Origin of the sequence: Muricoprocola aceti (assembly GCF_025567005.1) — a bacterium.
Lineage (GTDB): Bacteria > Bacillota > Clostridia > Lachnospirales > Lachnospiraceae > Marvinbryantia > Marvinbryantia aceti.
Map to the genome: position 1 here is coordinate 393,767 of NZ_JAOQKE010000001.1, position 25,674 is coordinate 419,440.

Sequence of the window (25,674 nt, forward strand, 5' to 3'; positions counted from 1 at the left end):
ATGTCGTTTTTCTCTTTTTATGAATGTTTTTTCAGGAAAATGCCATATTCAGTCCTTCAGATATGGTGTAGCTGATCCGTTTTACTGTTTCGTCAATATCCTTTGGAGTTACAAACATCGTATGAAGCCCTGGAGAAATCGTTTCCCGGAACAGCTGCATCTGTTCTCCTTCCAGCCCCGTCTGTTCCAGTGCATCACAGACAATCGTAGCGGCGTCTACTACCGTCGGTACACCTATGGCAATCACCGGTACGCCTACCGTATCCTGATTGATCTTGCACCGGTTATTTCCCACTCCAGATCCCGGATGAATCCCGGCATCAGAGATCTGAATGGTCCGATTCAGTCGTTTGATACTCCTTGCAGCCAATGCATCAATAACCACCACCGTATCCGGCTGTGTCTGACTGATCACACCTTTCAGGATCTCCAGAGTCTCCATTCCAGTCTGCGCCATCACTCCTGGAATTAATGCGCTTACCTGCGTAGAGGTACTTTCCAGAAAACCAAATTCTTTTGCCAGATGTCTGGTAATTTTCAGGTTGTCAATTACAGATGGTCCCAGTGCATCCGGTGTTACATTGCGGTTTCCCAGCCCCACCAGCAATACAGATCCTTTTTGTCTTTTTCGCATCTTTTTGATCTTCTCTGCAAGAAAGATCGAAATCTCCCGGTGATAATCTTCATCCTCGTCCATCATCTCGGGTACTTCCATGGTAATATAGCATCCCACCGGCTTTCCGATGGCTTTGGCACTGTTTTCCGTATCAATGCTTACCGTAGTGGTGTAGATCCGGTGTTCATCGTCCCGCTCCTCTCTGACATGAATTCCTGTCAATTCTTCTTTCCCCTTTTCCAGATTCTCTTTTGCCTCCAGGGCCAGATCCGTACGTATCTCAAAATAACCACGCATATTTTTTCTCGCTTTCTTTTTAATTTTCACTTCTTTTCTGCTATTTTTCTCAAATTTTTCCGAAATATGTATTGACACAATTCAGGTGTTGCACTAAAATAATGAAGTATGTTTATGTTAGAACGTCCGTGTCCGAGTTTAACATAAAAGATGAAAAAGAGAATAATTGGAGGTGTCAGGAATTGGCTAACATTAAATCTGCAAAAAAACGTATCTTAGTTAACAGAACAAAAGCTGAACGCAATAAAGCAATCAAGTCTGGTGTGAAGACAGCAATCAAGAAAGTAGAAGCTGCTGTTACAGCAAAAGATAAAGATGCTGCTATTGCTGCTCTGCTGAACGCTACATCTGTTATTGATAAAGCTACTACAAAGGGTGTTTATCACAAAAACAATGCAGCCAGAAAAGTTTCCCGTTTAGCAAAACTTGTTAACAATATCTAATAAATGAGAACTTGAAAAGACCATCGGCCCGTCATCCGATGGTCTTTTTTTATGCAATGACAAATCATTGCATAAAAAAAGACCTGTAGATCGCACTGCGGCAACATCGTATTCTGTCGCTAAAGCGACTTGCCGCAGGCGTAGAAGTTCGCAAGCGAACTTCTATCTTCAGGTTTTATCACTTGCTCATCTCTACTATGACCAGCTCCACAGCCAGTTTCTCATCCAGCTTTCCAGTCTTTACATCTGTCTCTGTCTGTACAGCCGTCTCCACTGCATAACGCAGCTGTTCCTGCGTAAAGGATCTGGCATAACGCAGCCCATTTCGGACAATAAAGCTTTGAATACCCAGTTTTTCTGCAATCGTCTCTCGTCCCAGTCCCTGGCTGCTCAGTTCGCTGATCAGCATAATCTGGTTAAACTGTCTGGCAATCAGGTAAAGGATTCTCATCGGCGGTTCCTTTAACGCTAACAGATCATAATACAAATCCAGTGCTTTTTTCTGATTTTTTTCTGCCATGGCACTGATCATCTCAAAGATCTGATTCACCGTCTGACTGGTACAGATCTCCTGAACATCTTCCGCTGTGATAATCTCCTTTCCCATTGTATAAGATAACAGCTTTTCCAGTTCCATACTGATCTGATTCATATCGGTTCCTGTTTTCTCCAGAAACAGTTCCATCGTAGACCGGGTAATATTTTTCTGTTCCTTTTTTAATATTCCAAGTATCCAGCGCATCAGAGTATCTTCTGTCTGTTTGGCAAATTCTACCACGCTGCCCTGCTTCTTCACCGTCTTATATAGCTTTCCTCTCTTATCAACATCCGTTTCTACAAACAGAAAATACGTGGTATCTGGTACCTGTTCCAGATATTCGGCAAGCTCTGGTGTCGCCGTCTTAAAAAATCCGCTGTCTTCCACTACCAGAAGGCGTCTTTCCGAGAAGAAAGGCATCGTCTCAGCCTGAGCAATCAATTCCTTCAGATCAATGCCTTTTCCCTGATAGAAATTAATATTTACCGTATCTTCCGGTGGAATCAAAGCTTCCTGCAGCTTTTTTTTATATTGGTTCCTCAGATAGACTTCCTCTCCGGTAAATAAATAGATATGCCTGAAATTTTGGTTTTTAAGATCTTGTACTAAATTTTTCATGATCCAAGTATAACATAGGCCATTTTGCCTTGCAAGATCATGGTTTTGGCTTGCGCATTCTTTTGGTCATAATTCCCCCAATTCTCCCTGTTTCTTTGGCAGAAAGAGTCTTCCATCCATCTGTCAGTACACGATCCAGCAATCCCAGTTCTTCCGCTATCTCGTATTTCATTTTTTCTTTTGGCGAAAGCTGATCCAGATCCGTCTTTTTGATGATTTCTTTCTTTTTCATAAAAAAAGATCATACTCCTTTCTTTTTCTTAGAGTATGACCCTTTTTTCCTTCCTTATACAGTTTGACAGCTGCAATGTCTTTTTATCTGATACCATCCGAGACATCCCAGTGCCCCGGCCACTACCAGAACGATGATCATGACCGCACAGTGCATAAAATATTCATCCGGAAGAACCAGAATCACGGGATCTGTAACCGGATCAAACAGCCAGTAGTCATTGGCAAAGACCAGTTCATGAAAGGTCTCAAATGCCCAGTCCCAGTTCACTGCTATCAGAATCCCTGTTACAATGGGAATAACCAGACTGCAAATCCCTGTGTATTTTAAAAATCTCCATTCTTTTCTTCGTATCAAAATAAACGCTCCAATGAGATATCCCACTCCGGAGACAATCAACATACACAGAAAACCCTGAAAAATCACCTTCACTTCCTGAAAATGAATTCTGGCTTCTTCTGACATGGGAAAAGTAGGAAATTCCAGCCTTGTATGAAACGGAGACAAATTATAGTCAATCAGTTCTTCATAGTTTGCCAGTATCTCTTCTCCACTGTACCCCGTCTCTTCTGACAGATGAAGATGCTTCATATCTGACCGGTAAAGGCATCTGCAAGAAAGCGTCAGTGTAACTGCTGCTGAAATCAGGAACAGCATTCCCAGCACTCCCAAAAGGCAGTCTCTTATTTTAGTTCGCTGCAGCATGCATCGATCACTTCCAGTGTTTTCTTCAGTTCTCTTTCTCTTGTATGTGCACCGGATAAGAACATAGCCTCAAACTGAGATGGTGCCATGTATACGCCATGATTCAGCAGGTATTTAAAATACTTTGCATAAACGACAGTATCAGACGTCTTTGCACTGACATAATCTCTGACCGTCTCTTCTGTAAAAAAGACACATCCAAGAGATCCAATATGATTCAGACAATGTGGAATCTGATGATCGGTTAAGATCTGATCCATTTCCGTATAGAACCAGTCACCATTTGCATTTAAGTTTTCATAAAAATCCGGTGTATCCCGTAAAATTTTCAGCTGTGTCAGACCAGCAGCCATAGCAACCGGGTTGCCGCTTAACGTTCCTGCCTGATATACTTTTCCTACCGGAGATACCAGCTTCATAATCTCTTTTCTTCCGCCATAAGCGCCTACCGGCATTCCTGCTCCAATGATCTTTCCAAATGTGGTGAGATCTGGCTGTACGCCAAAATATCCCTGTGCACCCTGGATGCTCAGGCGAAATCCTGTAATAACTTCATCGAAGATCAAAAGGCTGCCATATTTGTCACAAATAGCACGCAATCCTTCCAGGAATCCTTTTTCTGGCAGTACCACACCCATATTAGCCCCAACAGGCTCTACGATGACAGCTGCAATCTCCTCTGTATAACGGTCAAAAAGTTCCTGTACACTGTCCAGATTATTGTATTCTGCAGATAAGGTATCCTGGGTACAACCTGCCGGTACTCCGGCACTGTCCGGGATACCTGCTGTCATGACACCTGAACCTGCCTTTACCAGCATCGCATCACTATGGCCATGATAGCATCCCATAAACTTCACGATTTTATTTCTACCTGTAAATCCTCTTGCCACACGAATGGCACTCATCACTGCTTCCGTACCGGAATTCACCATACGTACCATCTCAATAGAAGGAACCAGATCGCAAACCAGCTTTGCCATCTCTACTTCTGCTTCTGTGGCTGCGCCAAAACTCAGTCCCTTTCCTGCTGCCTCTGCTACACTGTTCAAAATTCTTTTATCATTATTTCCCAAAATCATTGGACCCCAGGAACCGATAAAATCCACATAGGTATTTCCATCCACATCGCTGATATAAGGACCGTCAGCGCTTGCAATAAAACGTGGTATTTCATGCACATTTCCATAAGCTCTTACCGGACTGTTGACCCCTCCCGGGATCAGTTCTACTGCCTGTCTGAATAATTCTTCTGATCTGCTCATCCTATTTTCCCCTCATCCATACATTTTGCCAGTTCTTTTGCAAAATAAGTAATATAAATATCTGTGCCTGCACGGTAAGCGGATACCGCCATCTCACAGATAATACGTTCTTCATCGATCCAGCCCATTTTGGCAGCGGCTTTCACCATAGCGTATTCTCCACTGACGCTGTAGCATGCAATCGGTGTTGTCACCTGTTCTTTTACCTTAGCCACCATATCAAGGTAAGACATCGCCGGTTTTACCATGATGATATCTGCGCCTTCTTCTTCATCCAGCAACGCTTCTTTGATTCCCTCTCTGCTGTTATGGAAGTCCATCTGATACGTCTTGCGGTCTCCAAAAGAAGGTGCAGATCCTGCTGCATCACGGAATGGGCCATAAAATGCAGATGCATATTTTACTGCATAAGACATAATCGGCACATTCGTAAATCCAGCCTCGTCCAGTGCTTCCCGGATTGCCGCCACTCTTCCATCCATCATATCCGAAGGAGCCACCATTTGTGCACCTGCTCTTGCATGAGAAACTGCGGTTCTGGCAAGCAGTTCCAGTGTCTTATCATTATCTACATCATGATCACACAGCACTCCACAATGACCATGGGATGTATATTCACACATACATACATCGGTTACCAGATACATCTGCGGGAAATGCTCTTTTGCATAACGCAGAGCACGCTGTACCACACCATTGTCATCATATGCCTGACTTCCTACTTCATCCTTTACTGCCGGAATTCCAAACAGCATAACTGAAGTAACTCCTGCATCCAGAAGTTCCTGAAGGCACTCACCCATACGGTCCACTGTATAGCGGTACTGTCCTTCCATAGAAGGAATCTCTTCTACTTTATTTTCTCCATCCATAACAAACATCGGATACATCAGAGAGGCTTTATCCATTCTGGTCTCCCGTACCATCTTCCGAAGTGTCATACTTCCTCTTAATCGTCTTGGTCTTTTTGTCATTTCCATCTGACCTTCCTCCTTGTCTGATCGGTATCTGTTGGAACAAAGCTGCCTAACCCTGTTTCTGACACAACTCTGCCACTTTTTCTACTACTGAATCCATGGTCGGTTTTTCAGACATTTCTGTCTGCATACCAAGGGTATCTGCTGCTGCCTTTGTCTGTCGGCCAATGCAGACCGCATGAACTTTTGCATAATCCAGTCCATTTGTTGCTTCTGCAAAACCCTTTACTGTTGAGGCGCTGGTGAAAACAGCATAATCGATACTGCCATTTTCGAACTCCTGCTTTTCATCAATCAAAGCAGATCCCGCATATATGGTATCATATGTAGCGATATCGTCAATAGTAACTTTTTTGCTGTCTGTCAGGATCTGTACCAGCTCCTGGTTGCCAGTGGCTGCTCTTGGGATCAGTATGTGGTCTCCATCCTGACATTTTTCAGCCAGTGCTTTTCCAAGGGCTTCTCCATAGAATTCTTCTGGCATCAGATCCGGGTAAAGTCCGTGTTTCTTTAATTCTTTTGCCGTTCCGGATCCGATCACAGCCAGACGTATCCGGCAGAGAGCACGAATATCCATATGTTGTTTATCCATCTCTTCAAAGAACACACGCACACCAGTCGGGCTGGTAAATACCAGCCACTGATAAGTACTGATCTCTTTTAAGGCCTGCACCAGTCTTTTCTGATCCTCACATGGCACAGTACGGATAGCCGGCAGTTCCAGTACTTCCGCTCCGGCACTACGCAGCTTTGCAGACATCTCAGAGATCAGTTCTTTCGGTCTGGTCACCAGGATCTTCTTTCCTGCCAATGGGAGTTTCTCATACCATTCAAATTCCTCAGCAAGGCTGCATACCTTTCCGACTACGATAATGGCCGGTGTCTCAGCCCCCTGCCGTTCTACTTCTTCTTTTAAAGTTGCCACGGTTGCCACAATTCTTCTCTGAGCTGCCGTCGTTCCCTTAATCAAAAGAGCTGCCGGCATATCCGGATCCATACCCGTCTGAAGAAGTCCCTGGCAGATGTCTCCCAGCGCTGATACGCCCATGAGGAACACCAGTGTTCCTTTTGTTCTGACCAGTGCTTCAAAATCAATGTTATAGCTCTCTCCCTGACGTTTATGTCCGGTGATAATATGAAGAGAAGAACAGTAATCTCTGTGTGTTACCGGAATTCCATTATAAGCCGGTACCGAAAGCGCAGATGTCACTCCTGGTACTACCTCATAAGGAATTCCCTCTTTCACCAGCAGTTCCAGCTCTTCACCGCCTCTTCCAAAAAGAAACGGATCTCCGCCTTTTAAACGAACCACACGCTGTCCTTTTTTTGCTTCCTCAACCAGGACCTGATTAATTTGTTCCTGCTTCATAGTATGCTTACAGGATCGTTTTCCCACATTAATCAATGTTGCATTTTCCGGTATCATATTCAGGATGCTCTGCCCTACCAGTGCATCATAAACCACTACTTCTGCCTGTTTTAAAATCTGTTCGCCCTTTCTGGTAAACAGACCCGGATCAGAGGGTCCGGCTCCTACCAGCCATACTTTTCCTGTCATTTGCTGTTTCTCCTTCCATACTCCGCCTTCAGCTGAAGTGCCAGCTGTTCTCCCAGTGCTTCCGCCTGATCTCTGTGTCCTGAGAGACTTCCTTTCAGGTATCCGCCATCCATCTCATCATAGTACAGACCCAGCAGCAGAATCTGATCTTCTTTTATTCTGGCATGGGCTGCCACAGGAGAGGAACATCCACCATCCAGAATCCTCACAAATGCACGTTCACAGAGTGCACAGTCTCTTGCATCCGCATCGTTATAGGTGTCCAGGAAACGATAATCTTCGCCTGCTCTTCCCTGTATTCCAAGAATTCCCTGCCCTGCAGCCGGAATCATCTCCTCTGGCTCCAGGAAACGGGAAATGCGTTCTTCCAGTCCCAGTCTTTTCAATCCTGCTGCTGCCAGAATCAGTGCGGAAAAATTTCCCTCATCCAGCTTACGCAGACGAGTCAGCACATTTCCGCGTACTGTAGCGAACGTAGCCTGTGGATACAGTTCCTGCAGCTGCAGAATTCTCCGTTTGCTGGAGCATCCAATTGGTTTATCAAAATTCAGTTCTGACATTCCTTGCGGAAGTACCAGTACATCCCTTGGATCTTCTCTTCTGGAAAATGCCACCAGTGGAAGCTCTTCTGGCACTTTCATCGGCATATCCTTCAAACTGTGTACTGACAGATCACTGCGTCTGTCCATCAGCGCCTTATCCAGTTCTTTTACAAACAGGCCCTTTCCGCCCACCTGATCCAGAGTTCGATCCAGAATCACATCTCCGGTTGTCTTCATCGTCAGAACCTCTACCTGCATCTGCGGACAATTGGTCTCTATATATTTTTTTACCATTTCTGTCTGAATGACAGCCAGTTTACTTTCCCTGCTGCCGATCACTATTTTTCTGCTCATTCCCGAAATACATCTCCTATTGCTTCGATACATTCCCGGAATGCCTGATCGCTGAGCCTTGACTTCATTCCGAAAATCATCTTATTGATTACTTTTCCGGCCGCTGCTTCCACATATTCCTGAAGCCGGTCGATCTGTTCTACTTCCTGTGGTGCTTTTTCCTGTGCCGTACGCTGCAGCTCTCTTACCTGTTTCTGAATTCTCAGATGGAAGTCCTCTGTAGCCTGCTTTTTGATTACCTGTACCTGTTCAATCACGTCTCTGCCTTCATACCAGTCAAAGAATTCATGCATCTGCACATCCAGAATTGCTTCTGCTTTTTTGATATTCTCCTTCACCTGGGCACTGGTATGATCCGCTTTAAAATAATCGATATCATATAAAGTGACATGATCCAGTTCGTTTACAGCCACTTCAATATCTCTTGGAACCGCCAGGTCAATCATGACCACATCATGATCCAGATGCAGTGCTTCCAGACTTTCCCTAGTTAAGGTATAATTCGGGCTGGAGGTGGCACTAACTACATAATCACAGGAAGGCAGCAGTTCCAGCCTTTTTCCATAATCAATTCTGGAACAGCCATCCGGAATCTGCACCACACCGCTGCGGTACTGTCTGACAGTAACCGTAACGGAAGCTCCCTGCTCACGAAATACGTTTGCAGAAAGCTTACCCATTTCTCCATTTCCGATTACCATACAGTTTTTTCCTGTAAAACAATAGCCCTGTTCTTTTAACTCCTGTACTGCTTTATGAATCGCAGAGCTGTTGGCATCTGAAAGAGTCACTTCCGTCTTCACTTTCTTTGCCGCTGTTACTGCCATGCGAAACAACACTTCCAGCACATTATCCGTTGCGTACTGATCTCTGGCCAGTGTCAGGGCATCCTTTACCTGTGTGATGATCTGGTCTTCACCCAGAATCCTGGACTGCAGTCCACAGGCCAGTTCAAAAAGATGCTGCACTGCTTCACCCTCACGGCGACAGACAACATACTCTTCATACTCCTTTGGATCTACTTTCTTTTCCTGACAAAGCAGATCATATAGATCCAGTTCTTCTTCCACGCTGCTGACCCAGATTTCCATACGATTGCAGGTGGATAATATGACACACCCTGCAATTTGCGGATGCTCTTTCCATTTTTCCAGTGTTTCTCCAATAGCTTTTTTCGTAAAGGAAAAGACAGTACGTACATCAATGGATGCCTTCATATGGTCAATTCCTAACATCTGTATACTCATTTTGCTTCCCTCACATGCTGTACAAACATATTCTGGATTCCTTCCAGTTCCCCCAGTCCTATAATGTGACACTGCACCTCATAGCCTCTTGCCCTCAGAAGGCTTCCCCAGGAATCTTTTTCTTCCCCTGCCATATCATTTCTGGCATGATCACCCGCTACAATCATAAATGGTGCCAGGTGTACTTTTTTTACTGGCAGTGACTGAATTTTTTCTATAATCATATGTAAGGTAGGAAGTGATTCCACTGTACCTACATACATATTGTCATGTCCTGCTGCTTTCAGTGCCAGATCCAGATCTTCATATACACAGTTTGCTTCGTGGGAAGTACCATGTCCCATGAAGATCAGCAGTTCTTCCTCTGGAATCTCCTTCCAGTACTCTCCCAGGATCTCTACCAGTCGATCCCGGTCTGCATCTGTGGCAAATAACGGATCTCCTGTTCGGATTTCCTTAAAATCTTTCTGCGCAGCCAGAATCTGGCCGCGCATTTTATCATTTTCTATGGCATTCATCACATGGGTCGGCTGTACAATCACCTGCTGTATGCCGTCCTGCTTCATACGGGCAAAAGCTTCTTCTACACTGTCAATCTGAACCTGATCCCGATTCTTTAATTTCTTTCGAATCATATCACTGGTCCAGGCACGGTAAACCCGATAATCCGGAAAACTGTCCTGAATTCTGTTTTCAATCTGGTCAATCGTCTTTTCTCTGGTGTCATTATGACTGGTACCAAAGCTCACAACCAGAATTGCTTTTGTCTGTACTGCCATCTCTCTTCCCCTTTTTCTATGTTCTCTTACATTTGATTGATGTTATGAGCCTGCTCATATTTCACAATGGTGTCAATATTCGCTCTCTCATATTCATTGAATACACTTGCCGCATACTCTTCTGTAAAGTCTTCGCCACTTACTGCCGGCTGATACCAGGACTTGCTTCTGAAATAACTGTTCAGATCTTCATTTACAAAGATTCTACCATGTCTTGCATAAATCTCATTTCTCGCCAGCAGAATTTCGTAATCTGAAAGTCCAGTCAGATCTTCATCAGTAATATAGCGGCTGTCACTGTCTGGGATGATATAATCTTCTGAGGAATCAGCTGTTTCTGCCAATGCCTCCGACTGTTCTTCATAAGCAGCAAAATTATCTGCATTTTTATTTTCCCGGTTCTCATTTTGATAGCTGTGGAACCAGGTCTCACCATATTGCATAAGCTCTGCTTCTGGATTGTCAAGATATGCATCCACCGTATCTATATCTTCCGTCAGATACCGCTGTATCACATTCACCTTCGTCAGATTATCTACCTGATCGGTTATCGGAATGGTTACCAGTTCTGCCGGATACAGCCCCATAGCGTTTAACGCATCTCTGGCTGGTTCTACCTCGCTATCCTCCCATGCACTGCCGGCAATTCCAGTATCTGCCTGTTGTACAAAAGACGTTCCATCATAGGTAAATGTGCGCAGATTCCAATCCACACCGTCTGCCAGAAAATTCATGGTCTCCTTTTCTTCACAGCAAAGATACATGCCGTTATCCGTGCTGACCAGGAACACATTGATATCTGCTTCACTGGTCGTCAAAATGTCTTCCGCCAGAGTGCACTGGGCAGCTCTTTTCAGTTTATCCCCTTCATACTGATATACTTCTGCAATCAGATTGTTCTGATCGGTATTCTCATCCGGCTGTTTTACCCGGATCGCCAGCAATTCTTCTGTTCCGTTCCAGTCCAGATCCAGCTGATCCAGGGCCAGATATCCATCATACTTCTTATACTCCAGTGAACTGAGCCGTCCCTGCAGATAAGCCGGATCTGTAAAATCATACACCTGGGTATCATTGGAATACGTATAAAATAATTCCTCTATATCCACCTGTTCTGCTGCATCCTCTGCGCCGGTCAGCACCGGAATGGCAAATGCCATCAGCCCTGTTAACATTCCCATCTGTAATGTTCTTATCTTATTTTTGCATCTCATATGATATCCTCCTCCAAGTACGTTACTGCTATCATAACATACCATGGCTTCCAGAACATTAACTGCATCTTAAATTTTTCTTATACAGGCATTCTCGATTCCGCTATTCTCTGCCGCCTGCCATATAAAGAAGTGCATTACAGATACAGGCTGCAATATTGCTTCCGCCTTTTCTGCCCTTTGCCACAATATACGGCACATCTGCCTGCATAATCAGTTCTTTTGACTGTACCACATTCACAAATCCTACTGGTACTCCGATGATCAGTTCCGGCTGTAACTTTCCATCCTCGATCAGTTCATATAGACGGACCAGTGCTGTAGGCGCATTACCGATTGCAAAAATCAGTGGTTTTTGTAACGCTGCTGCCTTGTCCATGCTGGCTGTTGCTCTTGTTGTACCATTCTTTCTTGCAATTTCAGCCACTTCTTCATCTGACATAAAGCAGTACACTTCCCCGCCAAACTTCTGCAATGCCTTTTTATTAATTCCCGCTTTTGCCATCTGGGTATCTGTCACAATACAGGCTCCGTTTTTCAATGCTTTCAGTGCCTTTTCCACTACATCATCGGAAAACATAAGATTTTGGGCATAATCAAAATCTGCACTGGTATGAATGCATCGCTTGATAATCGGTGCCTTATCTTCCGGGAGTTCATATCCCAGTTCTTCCGTAATAATAGCAAAACTGCGTTTTTCAATATCCATCGGTTTTACATTTTCCAGCTGTACCTTCATTTAAATTCCCTCTTTCAATATCTCATAGATCTTTTTCATATCCAGATGTTCTCTTAATCCTGCCGCCAGCAGATCGTACTGTGTCTCCTTAAACTGTGCAAAATCAACCGATGTAATCTCACTCACATCCAGCCCTTTTTCCCGTCCAATTGCGCAGATCACAGCCTTTGGAACTTCTTCTTTTTCAAACACCCCATGCACATAGGTACCATATACATGATCCGTATAGGCCCCATCTTTCTTTGTCTGCCCTTTTGTCTGAGCACCATGATCCGTGATCTCTGTAAGAGACCGGGCGCCCTCTTTTACCGTTGTCACACCCATATGGATCTCATAACCTTCCAGCTCTACTCCGGACAATTCCTTCAGCCGGCCCTCCACCTGTGTAAAAGTCCCGCTGACTCTGGTTCTTGTCTTATCACCTGCAAATACGGTATCCATCGGAAGCAGGCCCATACCTTTCATAGTTCCGCCACCTTCTACTCCTTCCGGATCGCTTAAGGTTTCACCCAGCATCTGGTAGCCGCCACAGATACCAAAAATCAGTTTTCCCGATGCTGCCGCCTTTAAGACTGCTGCTTCCAGGCCATTCTGACGCATCCAGGCCAGATCCGCCATGGTACTCTTTGTTCCAGGCAAAATAATCAGATCCGGATTCTTCAGTTCTGACACGCTGCCTACATAACGCAAAGAGACTCCTTCCATACTCTCAAATGGATTAAAATCCGTAAAATTAGAGATTCGTGGCAAACGTATCACCGCAATATCGATGACTCCTACTGCTGCTTTCCGGTCAAACCGTTCTGTCAGGCTGTCTTCATCTTCCACCTGAATCTGCAGATATGGTGCCACGCCTACTACCGGGATACCTGCTTTTTCTTCCAGCATTTTTACCCCTGGATCCAGGATAGTTTTATCACCACGGAACTTGTTGATGATCAGACCTTTGACCATCTTTTTCTCCTCTTCTTCCAGAAGCATAACGGTACCGATCAGCTGTGCAAATACACCACCCCGGTCAATATCTCCCACCAGGAGAACCGGTGCTTTGGCCATTTTTGCCATGCCCATATTAACGATATCTTCCTCTTTCAGGTTGATCTCCGCCGGGCTTCCTGCTCCCTCAATCACAATAATGTCATATTCCTCTTCCAGTCTGTGATATGCTTCCATAATCTGCGGAACCAGCTGCTTCTTATAGGCAAAATAATCTCTTGCCTTCATATTTCCCAGCACTTCTCCGTTGACAATCACCTGGGAACCCACATCTGTAGTTGGCTTCAGCAAAATAGGGTTCATATATACAGAAGGCCTGATACCTGCTGCTTCCGCCTGCATCACCTGAGCCCTTCCCATTTCCAGTCCCTCTTCGGTAATGAAAGAATTCAGTGCCATATTCTGAGACTTAAATGGTGCCACTTTATAACCGTCCTGTTTAAATATCCGGCAAAGCCCAGCTGCCAGCAGACTTTTTCCTGCGTTGGACATTGTGCCCTGCACCATAATCGCTTTTGCCATATCAGTTCCGCCTTTCTGCAGGCTTTAAGATCTTCCGAAATACCTGCACCAGTTCTTCATTTTCTTTTCTTGTTCTTACCGCAATACGGTAATAGCCCTTTCTCAATCCATGATAGTTACTACAGTCACGAATCAGAATACCTTCTTTTCTACATTTCTCTGACAGATCTTCCGTTCCTTCAAAAAACAGATAATTTGCCTGAGAATCACAAACCCACAGATTCATGTTCTGCAGCTGCTTTTTCAGCCATATGCGTTCTTCCTGAACCATCTTTGCCGAACGATGGACAAATGCTGTTTCCTGCAAAGCAGCTACACCAGCTGCCTGTGCCGGTATGGATACGCTCCACGGCTGTACCACATTTTTCATTCGCTCCAGCAGCCTCTTGTCCCGGCTCATTCCGTAGCCCAGCCGGAGTCCCGCCATAGCGTAGATCTTGGTAAATGCCTTTAAAATAAACAGATTCGGATAGTCGTCCAGATATCCGGTATATTCTGCTTCTTTTTCCTGTTCCAGGAAGTCAATGAAGCAGGAGTCCAGAACCACGCGTATCTTCTTTTCCAGACAGATTTGAAAGATCTCCAGCATCTCTTCTTTTGGAATCAGAAGTCCGGTAGGATTATTGGGATTGCACAGAAAAATCATATCCAGATCCTCTGTCAGCATTTTTTTGTAATCCGTCTGATATCGGAATCCATGTTCTTTTTTTAGTTCATAGTAACGGATCTCACACCCGTTTGCCCTCAGTGCCTGCTCATACTCTGCAAATCCGGGTGCCATCAAAAGTGCCCTTTGAGGCTTTTCAGCCTGTACCATGGCAAAAATCAGCTCTGCTGCACCATTTCCGCACAAGATCTGCTCTGGCTCCATATTTTCTTTTTCTGCCAGGGCTCTCCGCAGTGCCCTGCAGTCTACATCCGGATAATGTGCACAGTCCAGAATTGATTTTTGTGCCGCTTTGACCACACTCTCCGGTGTCCCTAATGGATTGATATTCGCAGAGTAATCAATCCGGTAAGAAACCTCATATATATCTCCTCCATGCCGGTGTTTCAGCATTTTGTTCCTCCAGTCTGCTCCTGCTGCATCAGATCAGTAAGATCAGATATTTTACCAGTGCAAAGATTGCCATGGAAATACCCGCTGTCGCATACAGCAATTTATTCGCACGGACAATATCCTTTGGCTCTATCGGCCGGATATCATCTCCGATTGTTTTCTTTTTATGTAATTCTCCAAAATACCAGGCATCCCCTGCCAGCTGGACATCCAATGCCCCTGCCATAACTGCTTCCGTCTGTGCAGAATTGGGACTGGCATGATTGTAACGGTCTCTCTGAAAGATCTGCCATGCATGAGCACCATCCAGATGAATCAGGAAAGATGCTGCAATCATCAAGAGCCCTGCCAGTCTTGCCGGAATATAGTTTGCCACATCATCCAGATACGCAGGAATCCGTCCAAAATACCGATATCGGTCATTCTTATAGGCCACCATGGAATCCATGGTATTGACAGACTTATACATCCATCCAAGGAACGCACCTCCAATGGCCATATAAAACATTGGTGCAATAACACCATCTGAAGTGTTTTCCGCCACTGTCTCCACAGCAGCTTTTGTTACCCCGGCTTCATCCAGCACATTGGTATCCCTTCCAACAATCATGGATACCGCTTTCCGGCTTCCAGGCAGATCATGCTTTCGCAATCTCTTATATACCTTCATGCTTTCTGTCTTCAATGATTTGGTCGCCAGAAGCTGCCAGCACATGATCGTCTCCAGTACCAGACGGCAGACCGGATGAATCCACTGTGCCGCCAGAAGCAGTAACAGCGGGACTCCCGATGAGATTCCAATCACAATCAATGCCATGAGCCACCCCATAACCATCTGGCGGTCAGGCGAATCGATTCTCCTGTTCATCTTTTTTTCCAGAATGCCAATCAGGTTGCCCACCAGCCTGATCGGATGATAAAGGCCTTCCGGATCCCCGATCAGTAAATCCAGCAAAAATCCCAGTACAAGCGCCAGAAGTGATACTTTCATTTTCTTTTATCCTCGGTTCTGTTTGATTTTATTTTGTTTCCTGATACTTCCTGCATTTTTTCAGAAACTTCAGAATAAATTCCGGACTGGCATAATAATATAAATGCGGGAATCCTGCCATCAGTGTCTCTGTTTCATGAATACACCGCCAGCTGCGGCTGCTAAGAGGCTTTTTAGCCAGATAACTCTCCCCACAGGAGGTACTGTCAAAATAGTGAAACTCATGTCCCTTCAGCCTGCATCCCTCTTTTGCATCCTCTGCCCGTTCCAGTTCGATATACCCGAAACGTCCCAGCTTTTTCGTACGATAAGCTGTTCCGTCAATGATACCTGCCATCGGCCAGCTGTTGCCCTCCATATCCTCCATCGTCTGATGCAGATACATGAAACCGCCGCATTCTGCCATGCATGGCAAGCCTTCTGCCAGTTTTTCCTTTACATCCTGTCGCATTTTCTCATTCTCTGACAATTCCTTTGCAAACAGCTCAGGATATCCCCCGTAAAAGAGTACTCCGTCAGCCGCAGGAATCTCTGTATCATGTATTGGAGAAAAAGGAATCAGTTCTACTCCCATCTCCCGAAGCAGCTGCATATTTGCTTCATAAATAAAGCAAAAAGCTTCGTCTTTACTCACTGCAACACGAAGAGGCTGCTTACCTTTCCTTTCTTTTGCAGCGAGGCTAAGAAACTGATCCATCTCTTTTTCTGCCCGCTTAAAACTTCCAACTTCTCCAGCCGCCCCGCCAATCTTCAGGATCTGATCCAGATCAAGTGTATCTTCCAGTACTTCTGCGATATGCTGAAGCTTCTCTGAAAGCTGTTCTACTTCCTGAGGAAGGACCAGACCCAGGTGGCGGCTTTCCAGTGAACAGTCTTCCATGCGTGGGACATAGCCGCATACCGGTATGCCAAGTTCTTTCTCAATTGCTTCTTTCATCCTCGGATACAGCATCGGAGATAACTGATTCAAAATCACTCCACGGATCCTTGTCGGTTCCCGGAATGTCAGAAATCCCTTAATATAAGCCAGTACTGACAGGCTCATGCCTCTGGTATTCACGACCAGGATCACTGGTGTGTTCGTCACCTCAGCCAGATCACAGGCGCTTGCCTGAACAGAAAATCCACCAAGTCCATCGTAGTATCCCATCACACCTTCCATCACGGAGATGTCGCTGTCCACCGCATTTTGGCAAAACAGATAACGGGTCAGCTCTTCTCCTGCAAAAAAGGTATCCAGATTGCCGGAGCGGGTATGGATCACTTTTTCATGGAACATGGGATCTATATAATCCGGACCGCATTTAAACGATGTGACCTTTAAGCCTCTGTTTTTCAATGCCTGCAATATTCCGCAGGTAATCATGGTTTTTCCACTGCCGCTGGATCCTGCTGCCAGCATCACTCTCGGATAATTTTTCATTTATGCTTCTCCCCCTGTACAGGAAATGACATAGACCGGATTCTGTCCCATCATCATATGGTATTTTCCGATCTCTTTTGACTTTCCAATGGAAACCGCTGCGATATCTACTTCTTTTACCGGAAGTGTCTTTACACAGTCCAGAGATTCTGCCACAGTCTCCAGGGCAATACAGTTGATCACGATCCTTACGGATGGATTCTTCTTTAGTACCAGCTCCAGAATTGTCTTCATGTTGCCTGACGATCCTCCCACAAATACATGAGTCGGTGCCGGCAGACTCTCCAAAGCTTCCGGTGCCAGTCCTTCTACAATCTCCAGATTATCCACCGCAAACTTCTTCTGATTTTCCCGCATCAGAGTCACTGCTTCTTCCTTTTTTTCTATGGCATAAACATATCCGTCCTCTGCCTGCAGCGCTGCTTCTATCGAAATGCTTCCTGTTCCGGCTCCCACATCATAGACAACAGAATCCTTCGCCAGCCTCAGCTTTGACAGGGAAATACTGCGTACTTCACTTTTGGTCATCGGTACTTTTGCCCGCAGAAACGCCTCATCTTCCATGCCGTGGGTGACCACTGTATCCGGATTTTGGTTTTCCAGCAACACCACACAGAGATCTGCAAAACTTTGCGTCCTCAGTTCACTGGCAAAACCAGTCCGAATCTGCTCTGTCGGATAAGAAAGATCCTGCCCCACATGCAGCACTACCTGATCCATCTGATACTCTGTCAGTTTCTGGCACAGCTCATTCACCATACTGCCTTTTCCCAGTAATGCAAAGACTTTTTTATTCTTCCTGATCTTGCCGATCAGATTTGCATATCTTCCATGCTGACTGACCAGTACCACATCCTCCCAGGACATATGCAGCCGGTCACAGAGATATACGACTGAAGAAATACCAGGGTACACTTCCATCTCTTCTCCCGCAAAGATCTCCATCAGTTTCTTTGCGCCACTGTAAAAGCCCAAATCTCCAGACTGCAACAATGCTATTTTTTCATATTCGGGATGATTCATGACATACTCATAGATTTCCTGCGGTTTGTAGGATACAAAAACAGGTTTTCCAGATTCTGCTATCTGTTCCAGCATACGGCCTGCCCCGATTAACAGATCCGCTTCCATACAGGCTTTCTGTGCTTCCACGGTCATATTGTCCCGGTTTCCCATACCGATGCCGACAATTGCCAGTTTCCGCTGTACCTGAATCTCTTCTTTCTGAATCAGGGTACGAATCACCTCTTCTAAAGAAAGGCCGCTTTCTTTTACCGGGCGTCCGATTAGTACCACTTTCGCGCCTGCATTTCTGGCTGCACGGATCTTCTCCTCGTACCCCCCGTTCTTTCCGGCTTCCTTGGTCACCATCCATCTGGCTCCAAACTGCTTTAAAAGAGCTGTATTCAGTTCTTCCGAAAACGGTCCCTGCATGCAGATCAGATGTTTTCCGGTGAAGCCCAGATCTGCGCAGTGACGGGCTACTTCCGGTGTGGAAAGGACACGGGCAAATACTCTCTCTTCAAACGCCGGAATAGCTGTATATTTATGCAGTTCCTTACTTCCTGTAGTCACCAGTATATTACCTTCTGTTTCCTTCAGGAATTCTACTGCCGCTTCCACGGATTCCACGCAGACCATCTCTTCTTCCTCACCGGTCTGAACAGACGAGCGAAGCAGCCTGATATATTCACAGCCCGCTTCCTCACAGGCCTTTCTGATATTGGCTGATACTTCCACCGCATAAGGATGGGTTGCATCCACAGTCAGATGTATGCCCTCTTCCAGGATCAGCTGCCGCATCTGGGTTTCATCCAGACGGCTGTGACTGACCTGAAGATAGCTGTTTTCTTCCAGAAGCTGTCCCCCATATTCTGTTGCCACACATACATAAGCAGGTACTTTCTGTCTCTTAAGGAACTCTGCCAGCAATCTTCCCTCCGTAGTGCCTGCAAAAATGAGAATCTTAGACATTCTTATATCCCCTTGGTGTCACCATTCTGCCACCGATTTCTTTTGTCTGTGAATTACCGATAAATACTGTAGTAAACATATCTACCTGTGTATCGCGCAGTTCTTTTAAGGTCATCACTTTCATAGCCTCTCCTTCTCTGCCGATATTCAGAACAATGCCGCAGACCGTATCTGGTGACTTATGCTGCATACACAGATCACAGGCCTTCTGCAGATAGTCATGTCGTTTCTTGCTGGAAGGATTGTACAGACAGATCACAAAGTCTGCTTCCGAAGCCAGTACCAGTCGTTTTTCGATCTTTTCCCATGGGGTAAGCAGATCGCTTAAACTGATCAGACAAAAATCATGAATCAGCGGGGCACCAAGGACAGCCGCACCTCCTGTAGCTGCCGTTACACCAGGGATCACTTCTACTTCAATCTGCGGATATTCGGTTCCGATCTCCAGCATCAGCCCAGACATGCCATAAACGCCTGCATCTCCGCTGCAGATCATTGCCACATTTTTGCCTTTTGCAGCCTCTTCAAATGCCAGACGGCAACGATCCACTTCTTTTTTCATTGGTGTAGTCAGGAATTCTTTCTCTGCGAAATGTTCCCTTACCAGATCCACATATACGGTATAACCAACAATGGTATCACAGTTTCTTAAGGCATTGGCCGCTCTCATCGTCATCTGCTCATAAGCACCCGGACCAATTCCCACTACATATATTTTGCTCATTCTTTTTCCTCCATCATCCCTGGACATCACAAAGTAAAGTCCACCATATATTCCTCTACAGCCAGTGCCACGGTCACTCCGTCCCCTGCGGTCTTCCTGCAGATCAGCACTCCGTAATCGCTGCCACGCACTGCACTTCTTTCACATACATTGGATACACCCGTGACGGATGCCACAAAAGCTGATTCCGTAAAATCCCCTTTTACATTTTTCAGTTCCTCCGCTGTGTAAGTGACAAATTTCACATTCAGATCTCTGGCTGTTTCCAACAAACCTTTTTCTTCTGCCTTCAGATCAATACTGGCTATTCTGCTGATACTTCTTTCTGAAATATGCTGTTCTTCCAGAACCTTCTGTATCTTCTCTCTGATCAGTTCTGCCGGTGTTCCTTTTTTACAGCCCACTCCTGCCGTCAGAATTCTGGGAATCAGATGCAGGGTCTGCCTGTACGGTTCTTTATTCTCATAAACAGAAATGCAGATTCCATTCGTGCCTTCAAACACCTGCCCTTCCTGCCATACTTCCATTTCTTCTGGAATTCTTCCAATTACCGGATAATCAGAATAAAAACCGATCTTTTTTTCATCCAGCACATCTGCTGATATTTCCTTTGCATATTTCATACTGGAAATAAATAATCCATTCTTTCTTGCAAAAACATCTACTGCAAACCGGCCATTTACATCTGTCGCAGTAGTGATCACCGGAATCGCACCTGTCAGATTCGCCAGGACACCTGCCAGTTCATTTGCTCCGCCCAGATGTCCGGACATCAGCGATATGGCAAATACGCCCTTTTCATCCATGACTACAATCGCCGGGTCTTTTGTTTTACTTTGCACAAATGGCGCAATACTTCTTACTGCAATGCCAGTAGCACCAATAAAAAGAATGGCGTCCATTTTTTCAAACATTTCACCGGTCCACTCCTGCAACGGCTGATCCAGTATTTTCAATCCATAAGAAGAGGCATATTTTTTTATCGCATAGCTGTCACAGTCATACCCCTGAAGGGACATTGCTTTGCTTACCATTTTATTTAAACGGCTGCCATGCTGAGTAAAACTGATCACGGCAAGTCTCATTTTGTAGCCTCACGGAATTCTGTTGTAAATGCCGGATTGTATAATTCTGAACGATTGTAATGACTATGTGTCACCACATCACCGATAATCATCAGCGCTGTCTTGGTAATATGATTTCTGGCTGCTGTCTCAGCTAATGTTCCGACTGTGCAGACAAATGCTTTTTCATCTTCCCAGGTGGCTTTGTAAACAATCGCTGCCGGTGTATCTGCTGCATAACCACCTGCAATCAGACGCTGGGAGAGCTGCTCCAGCAGACCTGTACTTAAGAATACCACCATCGTTGCTCCGTGCGATGCCAGTTTGGCAATCTCTTCTTTTTCCGGTACCGGTGTACGGCCGGCCATTCTGGTAATAATCACTGTCTGAGATACATCCGGAAGGGTATATTCCAGGTTCAGTGCAGATGCTGCTCCACAGAAAGAGCTGACTCCCGGAGTGTAATCATATTCGATTCCTTTTTCATCCAGCACATCCATCTGTTCCCGGATCGCACCATACAGGCAAGGATCCCCGGTATGAAGACGTACCGTCATTTTGCCATCTTTCTCTGCTACAAACATAACATCCAGCACTTCTTCCAGTGTCATCTTTGCGCTGTTATAAATCTCACAGCCCTCTTTCGCATAATCCAGCAGCTGTGGATTCACCAGCGATCCTGCATAAATGATCACATCTGCCTGCTCCAGAAATGTCTTTCCTCTTAAAGTAATTAAATCCGGTGCTCCTGATCCGGCTCCAACAAAATGTATCATCTTATTTCTCCTTTACAATAATCAGTGAATAGTAGCTTGCATCTTCTGGAATCTCATCTACTGATCTGTGGATTTTTTCTCCAGGCATTCCACAGTTTTCGATCATCACCACATCCTGACCACAGTCTTTGAGCATCTTTTTCACTTCTCCCATTTTGCTCGCTGTCTTCATCAGAACTTTGGTTCCTTTCAGCTTTAATGCCTCTTCAATCTGGTAAGAAGCCGGAATGATATGGAGTTCCTCCGCTTTTTCTACAAGTCCAATGTTCAGCCTTGCCGCTACTGCGCAGAATGAAGTAATTCCGCTGACGATCTCTGCTTCATACCCTTTTTCCAGAAGCTTGGTATGTACATAAATATAAGTCGAATAAACGGTCGTATCTCCTAAGGTAAGAAATGCCACTGTTTTTCCTGCTGCCAGATAGGTTTCAATCTTTTCTGCCGCCTCTGTATGACACTTTTCCAGAATCTCTGGATCCTTGGACATTGGGTAATATACTTCTACACATTCTTTATCTGCAATCTCTGGAACGGCCTGTACGGTGATCTGATAAGCCACTGTCTCTGTCTTTACCTTTCCGGGAACTGCGATCACATCTGCCTCACGAATCAGACGTACTGCCTTTAATGTTAATAACTCCGGATCTCCCGGTCCGATTCCGATTCCATATAATTTTCCTTTCATAGCTACCTCCTGTATTTTCCATTAATATTGCTATTTTAAAATCATAAATCTCTTCAGCATCTCCTCTGCACCATCTGTCTCCCCGAGGAACCCATGGGCATTGGAAAAAATAATAGCCTCTGTCTGAAGTGCCCCATCGCAGCGATGCTGCAGATAATAGTGAATCTTTTCTGTCACCAGCTTCATCACCGGTTCTGTCAGATTCTTTTCTATTAAGATATCGATGGCTTCTTCCGTCGTAATGGTATCTAATATGCGTTTTGCCGTCTCCAGATCTGCTCCTGCACGAATCGCCTGAGCTGCCATCAGCTCCGCACGGCTGTCCGCATGACGGGAATGGGTATTCATAATTCCACCAGATACTTTAATAAACTTTCCGATATGAGCAATAAAAAGGATTCCTTTCACCCCCATCTCTGCCGCCATATCCAGTGTTTCGCCTACATAATTGCTGCATTTCATGGAATTTTTCAGATCTATTTCCACATGCTCCCGCAGGAAATCCTCTCCATAGTTGCCCGGCGTAATAATCAGATATTCATCACCGTTCGCATGACGCATCTCCATCTCCAGACGGATGCTGGCAATCAGAGCTGCTTCGCTCATCGGCACCACAATTCCGCTGGTTCCAAGGATGGAAATGCCGCCCTTGATTCCCAAACGTGGATTAAATGTCTTTTTCGCCACCTCTTCTCCGCCTGGCACAGAGATCACTACTGAAATGCCCCCTGCATAGTCCAGATCCTCACAGACAGACTGCACCGCTTCCCGAATCATTTCTCTTGGCACCCGGTTAATGGCTGCTTCTCCTACTGACTGCCAGAGTCCTTTTTGGGTGACGCGTCCCACGCCTTTTCCACCATCAATCTGTACACCCGGCTGACTGCTTCTGGTCACATGTGCATAGATCAGAAGTCCATGGGTTGCATCCGGATCATCCCCGCCGTCCTTTCGGATCGCACAGCTGGCGCTTTTCTTTTCCAGATGTACATCTTCTGTCAGGAGATGCAATAAGATTCCTTTCGGTGTCATCAGTTCCACTTCTGAAATCTTTTTTTGCAGAAGCAGCATCCTGACCGCTGCTTTTGCAGCAGCCGCAGCGCAGGAGCCTGTGGTATAGCCGCAATGTAATTTTTTATTATTCTTCATGACATAACAGTCTTCCAGACCGTTCTTATGCTCCATATGCCTGTCTCCATACAAAAATTTCCTGTTAAGTAAAAAACTACCGCTGACAAAATGACAACGGTAGCGTATGATATTCAACATTATTTATCATCAATTATATTCTGAGAACCGGTTGCCGCAGTCTCACGAACTTCTGCGGTCTGCCCTGGTCTCTGACTGTTACAGTAACGGACTTGTGAGGGAGTTACACCCTGCTTCCCAGCTTAACAAACCTGTTTATAAGTATAGCCTTTTTTCTTTTTTCTGTCAACAATATGCATCTGAATTCGACTCTTATTACGTAACTGTTCAGTACCTTCACAGTGGGTCTGAATAGTTACCTTATTACATAGGTTTTGTATTGCCAGTATTATGCTTTTCCAGTACTGCCAAATCCACCACGGTCTGTTCCATCCAGCTGATCCGTTTCTTCGAATTCGATCACCGGCTGATGTTCCATAATGCGGAACTGGCAGATACGGTCATTCACATGAATCTCTGTATCACGCATGGCCATGACCGGTACAAACCACTGATCGTTATCCCCGCAATAAGATTCATCAATCACTCCATAATGATTTGTCTGAATCACGCCAAAATTTTTAAATGTAGAACTTCTTGGCACTACATGGGCCTCGTATCCTTTTGGCAGTTTCATGGCAATTCCAAGAGGAATCAACTTATATTCCCCCGCTTTTAATACCACATCTTCCGCCGCCCGCAGATCGATCCAGTCTGATTTTCCGTCAATATACCGCAGACGTTCTATTTTGTCTGAAAAATATTTGATCTGTATTTTTTCTGTATGTTTCATTGCCTTCTCCTTGTTCTGCTATGTCGTATCTTCAGGAATCATGAAGCACAATCTGCCCACTTTTCAGGCTCTCCTGCACATCAATCACTCTCTGGTTGGAGCTTCCTTTCCAGTGAAGCTGTGTATTTCTCAGAGCTTCCTCATATTTTCCATCTACCAGTACCGTCAAATATGTCATAATTTCTCTGTCTTTTATCTCCTCCCAGAGATATCCGGTATACAGCCAGATTGTTTTTTCCGGAAATTTTTCTCGAATCGTCCGTGCAAGCTCCGTCACTTCCGCTTCATTCGCCGGGAACAGCGGATCTCCTCCACTAAAGGTTATCCCCGATATATAGTTCTCGGCCAGTTGATCAAAAATCTCTTTTTTTGCTTCCTCATCAAACCTTACACCATCCTGCGGGTCCCAGGTCACCGGATTCTGACATCCTCTGCAGTGATGAGCACATCCTGATACCCAAAGTACCACACGCAGTCCATCACCGTTTAACATATCATCCTTCGTAATGTTGTGATAATTCATAAATTGTTTTGTTTCTCCTGTGTCCTGTTATTTTGAGAAAAGAATCCGGTCATTATCCAGTTCCTTTCCTGCACCGGAATTAAACTTTTCCAGCAGACCATCCACCGTAATGCATTCTCTCTCTTTTCCTTCAATATCAAGAATAATTCTTCCACTGTCCATCATCAAAGTACGATTTCCCAGTTCCAGCGCCGAATGCATATTATGGGTAATCATCAGACAGGACAGATGATGCTCTTTTACAATTCTTTTGGTCAGATCCAGCACCTTGTCAGCTGTCGCCGGATCCAGGGCTGCTGTATGCTCATCCAGCAAAAGCAGCTTAGGCGGTATCATAGTGGCCATCAAAAGAGTCAGAGCCTGACGCTGTCCACCAGACAGCAATCCAACCGGCTGCTTCATCCGATCTTCCAGTCCCATATCCAACACAGCCAGCCGTTCCCGAAACTGTTCTTTTTCTTTCTTAGATACACGGCTAAGATAGGCATGCTGGCTGGTAGAGGTACGCAGATAGGCGATTGCAATATTTTCCTCAATCGTCATATTAGGTGCTGTACCTTTCATCGGATCCTGGAACAGATGTCCGATGAACTTCGCACGCTTATGCTCCGGCAAAAACGTAATATCTTCGCCATCCAATTCCACAAACCCTTCATCCACATAAAATCCGCCACAGATTGCATTAAACATTGTAGATTTTCCGGCCCCATTAGAACCGATGATAGTGATAAAATCTCCATCCTTTACTTCCAGGTTCAGATGATTCAGGGCTGTCTTTTCATTTACCGTTCCCTTATTGAAGGTTTTGCAAATATCTATGAGTTTTAACAT

The 25,674-nt window shown here is 45.2% G+C and carries 26 protein-coding genes; 1 reads left to right on the plus strand and 25 read right to left on the minus strand.

Annotated elements, in window-relative coordinates; all coding sequences use genetic code 11:
- Positions 1 to 31 precede the first annotated feature (31 nt).
- The gene (gene gpr, locus OCV47_RS01955) at positions 32 to 913 is read right to left on the minus strand and encodes a GPR endopeptidase (protein WP_262653444.1); all 882 of its coding nucleotides are present in this window, start codon (positions 911 to 913) and stop codon (positions 32 to 34) included.
- Positions 914 to 1,095: 182 nt separating this feature from the next.
- Between gpr and rpsT the strand changes: the two genes are divergently transcribed.
- Positions 1,096 to 1,356 carry a 30S ribosomal protein S20 gene (gene rpsT / locus OCV47_RS01960; protein ID WP_262653372.1) on the plus strand — a complete coding sequence of 87 codons (261 nt, stop codon included), beginning with the start codon at positions 1,096 to 1,098 and terminating at the stop codon, positions 1,354 to 1,356.
- Positions 1,357 to 1,534: 178 nt separating this feature from the next.
- Here the strand turns inward: rpsT and holA are convergent, their stop codons facing one another.
- From holA to OCV47_RS02080, 24 genes are all read right to left on the minus strand, one after another.
- Positions 1,535 to 2,512 carry a DNA polymerase III subunit delta gene (holA, locus tag OCV47_RS01965; protein ID WP_262653374.1) on the minus strand — a complete coding sequence of 326 codons (978 nt, stop codon included), beginning with the start codon at positions 2,510 to 2,512 and terminating at the stop codon, positions 1,535 to 1,537.
- A gap of 37 nt (positions 2,513 to 2,549) precedes the next feature.
- The gene (locus tag OCV47_RS01970; protein WP_117447406.1) at positions 2,550 to 2,744 is read right to left on the minus strand and encodes an alpha/beta-type small acid-soluble spore protein; all 195 of its coding nucleotides are present in this window, start codon (positions 2,742 to 2,744) and stop codon (positions 2,550 to 2,552) included.
- A gap of 54 nt (positions 2,745 to 2,798) precedes the next feature.
- The gene (locus OCV47_RS01975; RefSeq protein ID WP_262653446.1) at positions 2,799 to 3,410 is read right to left on the minus strand and encodes a TIGR01906 family membrane protein; all 612 of its coding nucleotides are present in this window, start codon (positions 3,408 to 3,410) and stop codon (positions 2,799 to 2,801) included.
- A gap of 17 nt (positions 3,411 to 3,427) precedes the next feature.
- Entirely contained in the window at positions 3,428 to 4,714 is a 1,287-nt protein-coding gene (hemL, locus tag OCV47_RS01980) for a glutamate-1-semialdehyde 2,1-aminomutase (RefSeq protein ID WP_262653375.1), read from the minus strand.
- Entirely contained in the window at positions 4,711 to 5,694 is a 984-nt protein-coding gene (hemB, locus tag OCV47_RS01985) for a porphobilinogen synthase (protein ID WP_117447409.1), read from the minus strand. The genes hemL and hemB overlap by 4 nt, the downstream gene beginning before the upstream one ends.
- Before the next feature lie 46 nt (positions 5,695 to 5,740).
- On the minus strand, positions 5,741 to 7,249 hold the full coding sequence (gene cobA, locus OCV47_RS01990; protein WP_262653376.1) for a uroporphyrinogen-III C-methyltransferase: 1,509 nt from the start codon (positions 7,247 to 7,249) through the stop codon (positions 5,741 to 5,743).
- Entirely contained in the window at positions 7,246 to 8,145 is a 900-nt protein-coding gene (gene hemC, locus OCV47_RS01995; protein WP_262653379.1) for a hydroxymethylbilane synthase, read from the minus strand. Before hemC ends, cobA begins: the two co-directional genes overlap by 4 nt.
- On the minus strand, positions 8,142 to 9,392 hold the full coding sequence (hemA, locus tag OCV47_RS02000) for a glutamyl-tRNA reductase (protein WP_262653382.1): 1,251 nt from the start codon (positions 9,390 to 9,392) through the stop codon (positions 8,142 to 8,144). Before hemA ends, hemC begins: the two co-directional genes overlap by 4 nt.
- A complete protein-coding gene (locus tag OCV47_RS02005; RefSeq protein ID WP_262653385.1) occupies positions 9,389 to 10,171 on the minus strand; it encodes a sirohydrochlorin cobaltochelatase in 783 nt (260 codons plus the stop codon). The genes hemA and OCV47_RS02005 overlap by 4 nt, the downstream gene beginning before the upstream one ends.
- Before the next feature lie 26 nt (positions 10,172 to 10,197).
- Positions 10,198 to 11,385: a YARHG domain-containing protein gene (locus tag OCV47_RS02010; RefSeq protein ID WP_262653387.1), complete on the minus strand. Its 1,188-nt coding sequence runs from the start codon at positions 11,383 to 11,385 to the stop codon at positions 10,198 to 10,200.
- 103 nt (positions 11,386 to 11,488) lie between these two features.
- Positions 11,489 to 12,124: a precorrin-8X methylmutase gene (locus OCV47_RS02015; protein ID WP_117447416.1), complete on the minus strand. Its 636-nt coding sequence runs from the start codon at positions 12,122 to 12,124 to the stop codon at positions 11,489 to 11,491.
- Complete coding sequence (locus OCV47_RS02020) at positions 12,125 to 13,642, minus strand: cobyric acid synthase (RefSeq protein ID WP_262653390.1); 1,518 nt, start codon at positions 13,640 to 13,642, stop codon at positions 12,125 to 12,127.
- A gap of 1 nt (position 13,643) precedes the next feature.
- Positions 13,644 to 14,702: a threonine-phosphate decarboxylase CobD gene (gene cobD / locus OCV47_RS02025; protein WP_262653391.1), complete on the minus strand. Its 1,059-nt coding sequence runs from the start codon at positions 14,700 to 14,702 to the stop codon at positions 13,644 to 13,646.
- Positions 14,703 to 14,730: 28 nt separating this feature from the next.
- Complete coding sequence (gene cbiB, locus OCV47_RS02030) at positions 14,731 to 15,693, minus strand: adenosylcobinamide-phosphate synthase CbiB (protein WP_262653392.1); 963 nt, start codon at positions 15,691 to 15,693, stop codon at positions 14,731 to 14,733.
- Between the two features lie 28 nt (positions 15,694 to 15,721).
- Complete coding sequence (locus OCV47_RS02035; RefSeq protein WP_262653394.1) at positions 15,722 to 17,116, minus strand: cobyrinate a,c-diamide synthase; 1,395 nt, start codon at positions 17,114 to 17,116, stop codon at positions 15,722 to 15,724.
- Positions 17,117 to 19,090: a precorrin-6A reductase gene (gene cobK / locus OCV47_RS02040; RefSeq protein WP_262653398.1), complete on the minus strand. Its 1,974-nt coding sequence runs from the start codon at positions 19,088 to 19,090 to the stop codon at positions 17,117 to 17,119.
- The gene (gene cobJ, locus OCV47_RS02045; protein WP_117447625.1) at positions 19,083 to 19,814 is read right to left on the minus strand and encodes a precorrin-3B C(17)-methyltransferase; all 732 of its coding nucleotides are present in this window, start codon (positions 19,812 to 19,814) and stop codon (positions 19,083 to 19,085) included. Before cobJ ends, cobK begins: the two co-directional genes overlap by 8 nt.
- 26 nt (positions 19,815 to 19,840) lie before the next feature.
- The gene (locus OCV47_RS02050) at positions 19,841 to 20,899 is read right to left on the minus strand and encodes a cobalt-precorrin 5A hydrolase (RefSeq protein WP_262653401.1); all 1,059 of its coding nucleotides are present in this window, start codon (positions 20,897 to 20,899) and stop codon (positions 19,841 to 19,843) included.
- Positions 20,896 to 21,654: a precorrin-4 C(11)-methyltransferase gene (gene cobM, locus OCV47_RS02055; RefSeq protein WP_262653403.1), complete on the minus strand. Its 759-nt coding sequence runs from the start codon at positions 21,652 to 21,654 to the stop codon at positions 20,896 to 20,898. The genes OCV47_RS02050 and cobM overlap by 4 nt, the downstream gene beginning before the upstream one ends.
- A 1-nt stretch (position 21,655) precedes the next feature.
- Complete coding sequence (gene cobI, locus OCV47_RS02060; protein WP_262653404.1) at positions 21,656 to 22,339, minus strand: precorrin-2 C(20)-methyltransferase; 684 nt, start codon at positions 22,337 to 22,339, stop codon at positions 21,656 to 21,658.
- Between the two features lie 30 nt (positions 22,340 to 22,369).
- Positions 22,370 to 23,524 carry a cobalt-precorrin-5B (C(1))-methyltransferase CbiD gene (gene cbiD / locus OCV47_RS02065; RefSeq protein ID WP_262653407.1) on the minus strand — a complete coding sequence of 385 codons (1,155 nt, stop codon included), beginning with the start codon at positions 23,522 to 23,524 and terminating at the stop codon, positions 22,370 to 22,372.
- Between the two features lie 352 nt (positions 23,525 to 23,876).
- Complete coding sequence (locus OCV47_RS02070; protein WP_117447426.1) at positions 23,877 to 24,320, minus strand: dUTP diphosphatase; 444 nt, start codon at positions 24,318 to 24,320, stop codon at positions 23,877 to 23,879.
- A 31-nt stretch (positions 24,321 to 24,351) separates the two neighbouring features.
- Positions 24,352 to 24,843 carry an anaerobic ribonucleoside-triphosphate reductase activating protein gene (nrdG, locus tag OCV47_RS02075; protein ID WP_262653410.1) on the minus strand — a complete coding sequence of 164 codons (492 nt, stop codon included), beginning with the start codon at positions 24,841 to 24,843 and terminating at the stop codon, positions 24,352 to 24,354.
- A 27-nt stretch (positions 24,844 to 24,870) separates the two neighbouring features.
- Positions 24,871 to 25,674, minus strand: coding sequence for an ABC transporter ATP-binding protein (locus tag OCV47_RS02080; protein WP_256296664.1), 804 nt, complete (start codon positions 25,672 to 25,674; stop codon positions 24,871 to 24,873).

Bases quoted from the DNA above. Each gene is read 5' to 3' on its own strand.
- cobD (WP_262653391.1), bottom strand. From the start codon at position 14,702: ATGCTGAAACACCGGCATGGAGGAGATATATATGAGGTTTCTTACCGG.
- cobA (WP_262653376.1), bottom strand. From the start codon at position 7,249: ATGACAGGAAAAGTATGGCTGGTAGGAGCCGGACCCTCTGATCCGGGT.
- hemL (WP_262653375.1), bottom strand. From the start codon at position 4,714: ATGAGCAGATCAGAAGAATTATTCAGACAGGCAGTAGAACTGATCCCG.
- OCV47_RS02015 (WP_117447416.1), bottom strand. From the start codon at position 12,124: ATGAAGGTACAGCTGGAAAATGTAAAACCGATGGATATTGAAAAACGC.
- OCV47_RS02080 (WP_256296664.1), bottom strand. From the start codon at position 25,674: ATGTTAAAACTCATAGATATTTGCAAAACCTTCAATAAGGGAACGGTA.
- OCV47_RS02020 (WP_262653390.1), bottom strand. From the start codon at position 13,642: ATGGCAAAAGCGATTATGGTGCAGGGCACAATGTCCAACGCAGGAAAA.
- hemA (WP_262653382.1), bottom strand. From the start codon at position 9,392: ATGAGTATACAGATGTTAGGAATTGACCATATGAAGGCATCCATTGAT.
- OCV47_RS02050 (WP_262653401.1), bottom strand. From the start codon at position 20,899: ATGAGACTTGCCGTGATCAGTTTTACTCAGCATGGCAGCCGTTTAAAT.
- hemC (WP_262653379.1), bottom strand. From the start codon at position 8,145: ATGAGCAGAAAAATAGTGATCGGCAGCAGGGAAAGTAAACTGGCTGTC.
- hemB (WP_117447409.1), bottom strand. From the start codon at position 5,694: ATGGAAATGACAAAAAGACCAAGACGATTAAGAGGAAGTATGACACTT.
- cobJ (WP_117447625.1), bottom strand. From the start codon at position 19,814: ATGAGCAAAATATATGTAGTGGGAATTGGTCCGGGTGCTTATGAGCAG.
- OCV47_RS01970 (WP_117447406.1), bottom strand. From the start codon at position 2,744: ATGAAAAAGAAAGAAATCATCAAAAAGACGGATCTGGATCAGCTTTCG.
- nrdG (WP_262653410.1), bottom strand. From the start codon at position 24,843: ATGAATTATCACAACATTACGAAGGATGATATGTTAAACGGTGATGGA.
- cbiB (WP_262653392.1), bottom strand. From the start codon at position 15,693: ATGAAAGTATCACTTCTGGCGCTTGTACTGGGATTTTTGCTGGATTTA.
- cobI (WP_262653404.1), bottom strand. From the start codon at position 22,339: ATGAAAGGAAAATTATATGGAATCGGAATCGGACCGGGAGATCCGGAG.
- holA (WP_262653374.1), bottom strand. From the start codon at position 2,512: ATGAAAAATTTAGTACAAGATCTTAAAAACCAAAATTTCAGGCATATC.
- OCV47_RS02010 (WP_262653387.1), bottom strand. From the start codon at position 11,385: ATGAGATGCAAAAATAAGATAAGAACATTACAGATGGGAATGTTAACA.
- OCV47_RS02070 (WP_117447426.1), bottom strand. From the start codon at position 24,320: ATGAAACATACAGAAAAAATACAGATCAAATATTTTTCAGACAAAATA.
- cobK (WP_262653398.1), bottom strand. From the start codon at position 19,090: ATGTCTAAGATTCTCATTTTTGCAGGCACTACGGAGGGAAGATTGCTG.
- OCV47_RS02035 (WP_262653394.1), bottom strand. From the start codon at position 17,116: ATGAAAAATTATCCGAGAGTGATGCTGGCAGCAGGATCCAGCGGCAGT.
- cbiD (WP_262653407.1), bottom strand. From the start codon at position 23,524: ATGGAGCATAAGAACGGTCTGGAAGACTGTTATGTCATGAAGAATAAT.
- gpr (WP_262653444.1), bottom strand. From the start codon at position 913: ATGCGTGGTTATTTTGAGATACGTACGGATCTGGCCCTGGAGGCAAAA.
- cobM (WP_262653403.1), bottom strand. From the start codon at position 21,654: ATGATACATTTTGTTGGAGCCGGATCAGGAGCACCGGATTTAATTACT.
- OCV47_RS02005 (WP_262653385.1), bottom strand. From the start codon at position 10,171: ATGGCAGTACAGACAAAAGCAATTCTGGTTGTGAGCTTTGGTACCAGT.